Below are 8,293 nucleotides of genomic sequence, written 5' to 3' on the forward strand. Positions count from 1 at the left end.
AAAATCCTCGTGTCGTTGGTTCGATTCCGACTCTGGGCATCAACTTAACTATTCATATGTGTGTGTAGCTCAGCTGGATAGAGCACTTGGCTACGGACCAAGGTGTCGGGAGTTCGAATCTTCTCACGCACGCTGCTGTAAGCACTGAATCAATTTGGTTCAGTGCATTTTTTATTGTGTAGAAATAGTGCAACTAAATATAAATAAGTTTGGTATTGTATTATAAATGGTAATGGCTAAAATATTAAGTGAATTCGAATATTTTTTATTAACGTTCATTTATAAATTGATTAATTCTGTTATTTGGGAAGTGATTATATGGTTTATGTAGATAAATATGTACATACAGTTCAATATTATGAAACTGATAAGATGGGAATAACGCATCATTCTAATTATATTCGATGGATGGAAGAGGCAAGAGTAGACTTTTTAAATCAAATTGGTTGGCCATTTGATAAACTGGAATCTCTTGGTATTGTTTCTCCAGTTTTGAATGTTAATTGTGATTATAAGATTTCTACATTTTTTGCTGAGAAAATATTTATTTCTGTGAAGGTAAAAGAGTTTAAGGGCGTTAAACTCTTCTTATCTTATGAGATGACAAATAGTGATGGCAAAGTAGTATGTATTGGAACAACCAGTCATGCATTCTTAAATACTCAGGGGCGACCTATAAAGCTTAAGCAGGAATATCCTGTTTTTTATCAGTGTTTAAAAGATTTATGTGAATAGATATAGTTCTTTTGGTGATGATAATGGCATGATTATGCTAATAAAAACCATTACTGGGGGAAGCATCTAATGGTATACCATTAGATAATCAGTAGTGATGTAGTAGGTTAGCTATGCTCCTTTTCAAATATTTTTGCAGTAACCTTATAAATCTCACTAGTCTTTTCGTTATCAAAAGCTCTCTGGAGTTTGTTATTGTAGGTAGAAATAGTGTCACTTGAGGCAAAGGCATCATAGATTTTTTTATAGTCAGGAGCATTGAGCTCTTTATTCTTTAACGCAGCTCTAATTTCAGATTTTTGCCTATCTGTGACAGTAGGTCTAGGAGTTCTAGGTGTTCTTGGCTTTTTAGGCTGAGACTTAGTAACAACTTTTGGTCTGCTGCTTCTTGTAGTTCTAGAATGAGTAGAAGAAGTACGTTTTGTATAAGGCCTTTTTGGTTTTTCTTCTGAAATAATTTCGGTTTTTTCAGTCATAACTATAGCGTCTTGTCTTTTGATTGTGTATTTCTTTTGACTCCAAAAATCTACAACAGCATCAAACCCAGAATCCTTGCTAATAACAAATATTTCATCAAAGGTTTCTTTACCAAGCTTGTATCCCAAATAGGTGGTCAACTGAAAATCTAAATAATTTTTTGCTGTTTTTTCAGCTTTTAAGTGCTCAATATTAGCTTTGGAATTTGTAATAGCTATTAAAGAATCATAAGCTACAGATTTTACCTTTGAGCCATAAAAGATGATTACTGTGTCGTTATTTGTAAGAGTATCAACACCCACAATTCCCGCATCAGAGACATTTTCATAGTCTACGAGAAATAATCTCCTTATTGTTTTTACAGTGTCAACAGCTTTAATTGGTACATCAATTAATTTATTATCTGATTGTTTATTGTTGTCCTTATTAAAAATTCCCATAAAATATTACCTCACAAGAAATTATTATAATCCTAAAATGTGAAAAGAAATATACCGCAAAGTGTATATACAAAATCTTTTACTTACATGCATATTATAATGGATGTATAGGATAAATCCTAGGATTCATTACACTCATACTTAGAATATTTAACGGATTAAACACAATGAGATGATATTAAAAAATCAAAGATTGATATACGAAGGGGTTTCTGACAAACGTTAGGAATCCTTTATTATTAAGGACATAGTATATTTATAGGAAACACTTGCGGATATATTGTCTTTATTAATATAATAATTTACGGCAACAAGGAGGACTAGAATGAAAAAGAAATTATTAATGTGTTTAGTAGCATGTGCTATTTTAATTGGCGGTTATGGTTTTTATGGTACAGGCATTGCAGGCAATGATGAAAAAACAGTACAAATAGCTGAAACAGAAAAAGTACCTGCTTTTGGGGCAGTGTCAGATACAAAAAAGGTATCATCAGACTTTTCCATTGAGTAGGCGGGAAATTATGCTGGTAGCCCATACATCGTAATTAATGATAATATACCATTTTTTTCAGATGATGAGAAAACTAATGTGACTGCTTTTGAATCATACAGCGAATTAGATTTCTTAGGAAGATGTGGTGTGGCTTTTGCCAATATATGTAAGGAGCTAATGCCTATTGAAGATCGAGGGGAAATAGGAAGTATCAAGCCAAGTGGATGGCATACTGCAAATTATCACGAGTATATTGAAGGAAATTATTTATATAATCGATGCCATCTTATTGCATATCAGTTGAGTGGGGAGAATGCCAATGAAAAGAATCTGATTACAGGCACAAGATATCTTAATGTACAGGGAATGCTTCCATTTGAGGATAAAGTAGCAGAGTATGTAAAAAGAACCGGTAATCACGTTCTTTATAGAGTAACGCCTATATTTGAAGAGGATAACTTGGTAGCATCCGGGGTACTTATGGAGGCATATTCAGTAGAAGACCAGGGCAAAGGAATTATGTTTAATGTATATTGTTACAATGTTCAGCCTGGAATTGTAATTGATTATGCCACTGGAGATAGTGAATTATCAAATGACACTACTTCAATAAAAAATCCGGAAGTGACAGATTATACTGAAAATCCAGACACGCAGGTTGAAGTAGCTGAGTATGTTTTAAATACAAACACAATGAAGTTTCATTACCCTACATGTCAATCAGTAAGCGATATTAAAGAAAAAAATAGGCAATATTACCATGGCCTGAGGGACGAGTTGATTAATTATGGCTATAAACCATGTGGTAATTGTAAGCCTTAAAATGATTGTATCAATCAAATCATGGTTGACGATAATACTAAGTTTAAGTGGTGGAGCTTAAACAGATTGATTTTTAATAATTTCAAAACCTAATTTCATCGCTTTATCAGGAATATCAGGATTGTTTATTTTATCAAGTAGGAAGGTTGCGCCTTCAATTCCACATTCTCTGTAATAAAAATGCACTGTTGTAAGACTAGGGGAAAGTATAGAAGATGGTTTACTTTCTCCGAAGCCAGCAATAGCTATATCATCTGGTATTTTTATTTTGTTTTCGTTTAAATATTTGATGGCACCTAAGGCTATGGTGTCAGTAGCACATAAAATAGCGTCAATATTTATATTCTGACTTAGGAGAGCCTTGGTATTTTCATAGCCGTTATCCATATAGAAGGAACCGGTTTTGATAGAGTCCGCGGAAAGCTTGATATTATGGGTTTCTATAGCATCAAGAAAACCTTTCTTTCTATTAACTCCTACAGCAATATCCTTTTCGGTAACTCCGATGTATCCAATATTTTTATGACCTTTATTTATAATGTAATCTGCTAATTCGTATGCTGCAGTGTAATCATCGTGGAAGATGCAGGTGGAAATGTCAGTCTGCTGGCCTAAAACCACGTATGGAATAGTCAGACCTTTAAGGGCTTTTTTGTGCTTAGGGGTAAGTACAGTTCCAAGAAGGATGATACCATCAACTATGTTCTGCTTGAAGGTATTGATAAATTCCAGTTCCTTTTCATCATGGTTATCAGTGTTAGCTAAAAGCATTTTATAACCTTTTTCATTTAGAACTTCACCAATGCCGGCTACAACCTGTGAAATGGAATCCGAGTCTATTTTGGGGATAATAACTCCAATAATTTTAGTCTTTTTGGTCCTGAGGGTTTGAGCCTGAGTAGATGGAATGTATCCGGTTTCATCTATTATCTTTGCAATGGCCTGGCGCTTTTCCTCGCTTAGATAACCATTGTTTAAATATCTGGAAACTGCTGCTGGAGATACGCCAGCAAGCTTGGCTATTTGATTAATATTCATTAGCTGACTCCTAAAAAGTATTGAAATCGTTTTCACTATTATTATATTTATAAGATAGATTTAAATCAATTTTTGATGCCATAATAACGCTAATTCAACGTTTTTTGTGAAAAACATCTAAAAAATATGTGAAATCGTTATCACACATTACTAATAGGAATTTTGAATTAATCGTTATATAATGTCACCATGGTATGAAAACGATTTCACATGTTAGACTAATCGATTTCGGTAATAAGATTTTTTAGGGAAATAGAAAGGAAACAACATGGATTACAGATCATGTGCAAGCCAAATCTACGAGCAGATTGGTGGAAAGGATAATTTAATCTCAGCTGCACATTGTGCAACTAGACTTAGATTAGTAATTGCTGACAACAGCAAGGTAAATGTATCAGCATTAGAGGAAATAGATGGAGTTAAGGGTGTATTCGATGCATCTGGTCAGCTTCAGCTTATTATCGGTACAGGTACAGTTAATAAGGTTTATGATGAGTTTATTGATATAGCAGGTATAGAGGCATCTACTAAGGAAGAGCTTAAGCAGGTTGCTGCAAGCAAGGCTCCATGGTGGAAGCGTGCTATCAAGACTCTTGGTGATATCTTTATCCCAATTATTCCAGCCATTGTAGCAACTGGTCTTTTAAATGGTTTACTTGGTGGACTTGTACAGATTTGGCCATCAATGGCAGATTCATATTTCTATAATCTTGTAAATATGTTCTCAAATACTGCACTTACATTCTTACCAATTCTTATAGCTATTTCAGCAGCTAAGATTTTTGGTGGAAATATCTATCTTGGGGCAGTAATTGGTATGATTATGATTCACCCAAGCTTAGTTAACGCTTGGACAGTAGCAAGCGGTGCTGAGACTACCACACTTTGGTCTTGGTTTGGAGCATGGAATATTGATAACGTAGGTTATCAGGGACATGTTATTCCTATTGTACTTTCTGTTTGGCTCATGTGTACTATCGAAAAGAAGCTACACAAGATTGTTCCAGAGATGTTTGATTTATTCGTAACACCACTTTGTTCAGTTCTTGCAGCTGGTTTCTTAGCTATGACAGTTATCGGACCTGTATTTGCACAGATTGAAACATGGGTACTTTCTGGGGCTAAGGCTCTTATCGCAATCCCATTTGGTATTGGTGCATTCCTTATGGGTGGTTTCTATGCGCCAACAGTACTTGCTGGTGCTCACCACATGTACAATGCTATCGAGATGATGATGCTTTCAGATAATGGTATGAATATTTGGATGCCAATCGCTACAGCAGCAAATGTTGCACAGGGTTCTGCAGCTCTAGCAGTTTCATTAAAGACAAAAAATAAGAAGACAAAGTCAATGGCTCTTCCAGCTTCACTTTCAGCTTTCATGGGTATTACAGAGCCAGCAATCTTTGGTGTTAATATTCGTTACGGAAAGCCATTTGTTGCAGGTATGATTGGTGGTGCTGTAGGTGCTTGTATTGCTTCTATTATGGGAGTTTATGCTACAGCAAACGGTATTACAGGTTTATTTGGACTTCTTATTGTAACTGATTGCTTACCAGGATATTTACTTTCATTTGCAGTTGCATCAGTTGTAGCATTTGCAGTATCTTGGGTTCTTTATAAGGATGAGGAAAAGAACGCTTCTGTTGAAGTTGTAACAGAGTGCGATATTAATGTAGAGCCAGATTCAGTATACGCTCCTCTTAAGGGAGAAATCATTCCTCTTACAGAAGCTCCTGATAAAGTATTTGCTAGCGAGGCACTTGGAAAGGGAATCGCTATTAATCCAACAGAGGGTAGGGTAGTTGCTCCTTTCAACGGAACAGTTGCAATGCTTTACGATACAAAGCATGCTATTGGTCTTGTAAGTGACGATGGTATAGAGGTACTTATCCACATTGGTCTTGACACAGTTAAGTTAAACGGAGAGCACTTCACAGCACATGTTGCTCAAGGCGATACAGTTACTTGTGGACAGACTCTTGTAACATTTGATATGGACGCTATTACAAAGGCTGGATATCCACTTGTCACACCAGTCATTATTTCTAACACTCCAAAATATTCTGAAGTTAGCAACATCAAAATGGGTGACACAGATTTCAGTGAAAAGGTTTTAGCAGTAACAAAATAATAGGTGTTTATTAGATGAATTTAAAAGATAAAAAATATTTAACTCCTAGATTTCATCTTTTCCCAATGGCAGGCTGGCTTAATGACCCTAATGGTCTTTGCCAGCTTGATGGCATACATCACATATTTTTTCAGTATTCACCAGACTCACCTAAGGGCGGTGAAAAGGACTGGGGCCATTACTCAACAAAAGATTTCATCAATTATGAATTCTCGGGAGTATTTATGAAGCCTGATATGCCAGAGGATGCAAGTGGAGTTTATTCAGGCTGTGCTTATGTGGAAGATAATAAAATGTATATTTATTACACTGGCAACGTAAAGCACCCTGGAGATTACGACTATATCCTTGAGGGAAGAGAAAGTAATACAATATTAGTAACTAGCCAGGATGGAATAAATGCTAGTGAGAAAAAAGTATTACTGAGAAGTCAGGATTACCCGGACAATCTTACTCTTCACGTTAGAGATCCAAAGGTATGGTGCCAGGATGGTACTTACTACATGGTACTTGGGGCAAGAAAAAAGAATGACGAAGGCTGCGTTATCCTTTTCAAATCCCAGGATAAGATTAATTGGGAATTTAGTCACTTCATTGAAAAAGCAGACTACGGTTACATGTGGGAATGCCCTGATTTATGTTATGTAGATGGCAACCAGTTCTTGTCAGTATCCCCTCAGGGGCTGGAAGCGCAGGAATATAGATTCCAGAACATTTATCAGTCTGGTTATTTTAATACAAAATCAGATTTATTGGCTGACGGTAAGGGCTTAGGTGAATTTATAGAATGGGATTATGGATTTGATTTCTATGCACCACAGACCTATACAGATGAAAATAACAGAACAATCCTGATTGCCTGGGTGGGCATGCCTGATGCAGAGTATAGTCATGACATTTCGGTGGAAGATGGATGGCAACACATGTTGTCTTTGCCTAGGGAATTAGTCTTCGACAATAAGTCAGGAAAGATTCTTCAGAAGCCAGTGGCTGAAATCAAGGATTTAAGAGATAAAAAGATCGACATCAAGGACATTGCGGATGTAGAGACATATGAATTAGATATGTCTCAGTTTGGACAGGATGATTTTACTATCCAGTTTAACAAGGGCTTTGATGTCAAATACAATAAGCTAGCCAATGATTTAGTATTTTCTTTTACAGACAAGGAGCTTGGAAGTAACAGAACAACTAGAAAGCTAAAGCTAGCTAACGGGGAGAAAATAGAAAGCATGAAGATTTTTGTTGATACATGCAGCATTGAAATCTTCATCAATGACGGTCTGTATACCTTTACTACAAAGTACTTTAAGGCGAAGGACGTTGAGAATACACTTTCTATAGATGGAAGAATTGATAATATAGATGTCTATAGTCTTAAGCCGTTTAATGTAGTTTCTAAGTAATGGATTAGGATGACTAGTGTTAGAGATGGGAATATTTTCCCATCTCTTTTTTTGCTGTATAATAGAGGAAAGTATTAACATGGAGGTTCTGTAAATGATGGATTTAGGAAAACTAATTGAAGATTGGGTAGCATTGATGGAGGCCAAGTCTGATTTCGTTGAAGGTGAAGATGAGGATGAACCTTTTGAGGAAGGCGTATTATCTTCAGTTGCAGGATTTGAGTACGAAATCGAAAGAGTCCTTTACTATGATGTAAATAAAAGAGACTTAAGTGACTTCCAGGAGTTGGCTGCGGCTATTGGGTTCTAACGAAAAAATATAAAGAAAAGCTGAGTGGATATATTTTCGCCACGACACTTTTAATATTATCTCTTTATTTTACCAAGCTCAGTCTTTTCGAATTCTGTATCCTGAAATTCTACTTTAGAAATGCGCTTATAAATAGGCATCTTCTTGTTAAGGTCAGCTACGAAGCTTTGGATTTCATCATGGTCAGCCACGTCGCAGTAAACGGCAAGATGAATTCGGTCGTTGCATTCAAAGGCCTTGCACTCTTTTACCTTAGGGCAAGCGTAGGCAGCCTTTTCAAGCTCCTCAGGGCTTACGTTTTCGCCACCAGAAAGAATGATAAGGTTCTTCTTGCGGCCTGTGATGTAAAGGAAGCCGTCCTCGTCAAGGTAACCAAGGTCACCTGTATGAAGAAGTCCGTTTTCGTCAATTACTTCGGCAGTGCCCTCTGGGTCATTG

At 36.3% G+C, this 8,293-nt stretch carries 8 protein-coding genes, 1 tRNA gene and 1 pseudogene; 7 read left to right on the forward strand and 3 right to left on the reverse strand.

The features are described 5' to 3' along the window. Positions 1-58 precede the first annotated feature (58 nt). Together IJ535_RS06645 and IJ535_RS06650 are read left to right on the forward strand one after the other, a co-directional pair. Positions 59-132 (forward strand) — tRNA-Arg (locus tag IJ535_RS06645). A gap of 186 nt (positions 133-318) precedes the next feature. Continuing rightward, positions 319-735: an acyl-CoA thioesterase gene (locus tag IJ535_RS06650; RefSeq protein WP_294300370.1), complete on the forward strand. Its 417-nt coding sequence runs from the start codon at positions 319-321 to the stop codon at positions 733-735. A gap of 107 nt (positions 736-842) precedes the next feature. Here IJ535_RS06650 and IJ535_RS06655 read toward each other — a convergent pair whose 3' ends face one another. Then, complete coding sequence (locus IJ535_RS06655) at positions 843-1,652, reverse strand: PIN domain-containing protein (protein WP_294300373.1); 810 nt, start codon at positions 1,650-1,652, stop codon at positions 843-845. 325 nt (positions 1,653-1,977) lie between these two features. Here IJ535_RS06655 and IJ535_RS06660 point away from each other — a divergent pair, with 325 nt between their 5' ends. Together IJ535_RS06660 and IJ535_RS06665 are read left to right on the forward strand one after the other, a co-directional pair. Then, the gene (locus tag IJ535_RS06660) at positions 1,978-2,163 is read left to right on the forward strand and encodes a hypothetical protein (protein ID WP_294300376.1); all 186 of its coding nucleotides are present in this window, start codon (positions 1,978-1,980) and stop codon (positions 2,161-2,163) included. 78 nt (positions 2,164-2,241) lie between these two features. Next, entirely contained in the window at positions 2,242-2,967 is a 726-nt protein-coding gene (locus IJ535_RS06665) for a DNA/RNA non-specific endonuclease (RefSeq protein ID WP_330619526.1), read from the forward strand. Positions 2,968-3,024: 57 nt separating this feature from the next. Here IJ535_RS06665 and IJ535_RS06670 read toward each other — a convergent pair whose 3' ends face one another. Further along, the gene (locus IJ535_RS06670) at positions 3,025-4,005 is read right to left on the reverse strand and encodes a LacI family DNA-binding transcriptional regulator (protein ID WP_294300378.1); all 981 of its coding nucleotides are present in this window, start codon (positions 4,003-4,005) and stop codon (positions 3,025-3,027) included. A 268-nt stretch (positions 4,006-4,273) separates the two neighbouring features. Between IJ535_RS06670 and IJ535_RS06675 the strand changes: the two genes are divergently transcribed. From IJ535_RS06675 to IJ535_RS06685, 3 genes are all read left to right on the forward strand, one after another. Then, complete coding sequence (locus tag IJ535_RS06675) at positions 4,274-6,139, forward strand: PTS beta-glucoside transporter subunit IIBCA (RefSeq protein WP_294300381.1); 1,866 nt, start codon at positions 4,274-4,276, stop codon at positions 6,137-6,139. A gap of 14 nt (positions 6,140-6,153) precedes the next feature. Next, complete coding sequence (locus tag IJ535_RS06680; RefSeq protein ID WP_294300385.1) at positions 6,154-7,545, forward strand: glycoside hydrolase family 32 protein; 1,392 nt, start codon at positions 6,154-6,156, stop codon at positions 7,543-7,545. A 94-nt stretch (positions 7,546-7,639) separates the two neighbouring features. Next, positions 7,640-7,855, forward strand: a complete 216-nt coding sequence (locus IJ535_RS06685) for a hypothetical protein (protein WP_294300388.1) — start codon at positions 7,640-7,642, stop codon at positions 7,853-7,855. Between the two features lie 56 nt (positions 7,856-7,911). Here the strand turns inward: IJ535_RS06685 and IJ535_RS06690 are convergent. Continuing rightward, positions 7,912-8,293, reverse strand: a pseudogene (locus tag IJ535_RS06690) (AMP-binding protein); the annotation flags it as partial.

It is taken from the genome of Pseudobutyrivibrio sp. (assembly GCF_017471675.1).
In the GTDB taxonomy this organism is placed as follows: domain Bacteria; phylum Bacillota; class Clostridia; order Lachnospirales; family Lachnospiraceae; genus Pseudobutyrivibrio.